Origin of the sequence: Streptomyces lushanensis (genome assembly GCF_001700515.1) — a bacterium.
In the GTDB taxonomy this organism is placed as follows: Bacteria; Actinomycetota; Actinomycetes; order Streptomycetales; family Streptomycetaceae; genus Streptomyces; species Streptomyces lushanensis.
On the sequence record NZ_MAUD01000603.1, the window covers coordinates 1 to 1,683 of the forward strand.

Here is a 1,683-nt window from a genome sequence, read left to right on the forward strand (position 1 = left end):
TGCCGGGGCTCGACACGGTGGTGGTCGCGGTCGGCGGCGGCGGTCTCCTCGCGGGAGTGGCCACGGCGGCCGGTCACCACGGTGTACGGGTCGTGGCGGCCGAGCCGGAGAACTGCCGCGCCCTGAACGCCGCGGTCGAGGCGGGCGCCGTGGTCGACGTCCCGGTCGACTCGGTCGCGGCCGACTCCCTGGGCGCCTCCCGCGCCACTTCCCTGGCCCTCCACGCGGCCCAGCAGGCCGACGTCCGCTCGGTCCTGGTCCCCGACGCGGAGATCTCCCGCGCCCGCCACGCCCTGTGGACCACCCACCGTGTCGCGGTGGAACACGGCGCCGCCACGGCCCTGGCGGCCCTCACCGGCCCCGCGCCCGGCTACCGCCCGGCCCCCGGCGAGCAGATCTGCGTCGTCCTGTGCGGCGCGAACACCGACACAGGCACCCTGACCGACACGGCCGGCACGGCCGAGGCATGAGCACGAAGGGCGCGCCGGCCCGGTCGTTCACCGGACGGCGCGCCCCCGAGGCCACCTGAGGGGGACAGGCCCTAGTTCGGGTTGCCCGCGTTCGTCAGCGTCTCCCAGGCCACGAACAGATTGTTCGTGCCCGAGGGCCGCTGCTGCTCGGTGAGCCGCTGCGTGTTGGTCATCGCGTAGCCCAGCCGGGTGTTGAGGGCGTTGAAGCCGACCTCGGTGATCGGCCCGAGGCCGCGCTGCACACTGCCGCCGCACAGGTTCGACGGTACGGGCTCGGCCTGGACCTCGTACTTGGACTGGAAGCCGAGCGCCTGCCGCAGCCGCTCGCCGACCTGCGGGAAGAGGTCCTGGCCCTGGATACGGGCGGTCTCGTAGACATGCGAGACGGACGAGATGCCGTAGCCGGTGTGGACGAAGTCGCGGCAGGTCTCCTGGGTGAGACCGGTGATGAAGGTGCCCTGGCCCTGCCAGTAACCGACGATCTTGTCGCGGGTGTTCAGGTTCTGGCTCGGCACGGTCTTGGGCAGTGCGCCGTCGGAGGCCAGATAGATGTACGCGGGCACCCGGACGAGATACGTGCCGATCGCCTTGTCCCAGCTCGCCTTGTCGTCGAGGAAGACGGAGATGCCGACCGCCGCCTCCATCATCGTCAGCTCCCAGTTGCCGTTGGAGTTGGAGCCGTTGATGATCTCCGGCAGATAGACATTGCGCAGCATGGTGCTGAAGCGCCCGGAGTTCGGCCAGTTGCCGTAGACATGCTTGATGATCTCCGCGGCCTTGGGCCAGGAGGAGCCGGCCCAGCCCGTCTGGAGCGGCGCGTTGCTGTTGGTGTGGTCCTGGATCGAGTTGGACCAGGCGTCCATGAGCTGGATGGACTTCTGCGCGTACCGGTCGTCGCGGGTGATGTACCAGGCCAGCGCGGTGGTGTACGCGGCGATGGCGTCCTCGCGCTCGTCCGTGCAGCCGTTGTTGGGGTTGGAGTACGAGCCGCACTCGACGATCGCGCGGGGCTTGGCCGTCCGGGTGAGCGAGGCGTACTTGCTCGCCATCATCTGGTCGTACGCGGCCTTCCAGGGCTGCGCGCCCGCCTGCACCTTGCCGCGCACGAAGTCGAGCTGGGCGGTGTTGAGGTTCACACCGGGGTGGGTGAAGCTCGCCGGGGCGGCGGCGACGGCGAGCTTCACCCGCCCCGGTGTGAACCTCAACACCGCCC

At 70.5% G+C, this 1,683-nt stretch carries 2 protein-coding genes; one reads left to right on the forward strand and one right to left on the reverse strand.

Annotation, left to right across the window (positions count from 1 at the left end; all coding sequences use genetic code 11):
• Nucleotides 1–470 (forward strand): pyridoxal-phosphate dependent enzyme (locus BFF77_RS31725; protein WP_141698603.1); only part of this gene is annotated, 470 nt, incomplete at its 5' end.
• Between the two features lie 71 nt (nucleotides 471–541).
• Here BFF77_RS31725 and BFF77_RS31730 read toward each other — a convergent pair.
• On the reverse strand, nucleotides 542–1,678 hold the full coding sequence (locus BFF77_RS31730; RefSeq protein ID WP_066956963.1) for an alginate lyase family protein: 1,137 nt from the start codon (nucleotides 1,676–1,678) through the stop codon (nucleotides 542–544).
• Nucleotides 1,679–1,683: the final 5 nt, after the last annotated feature.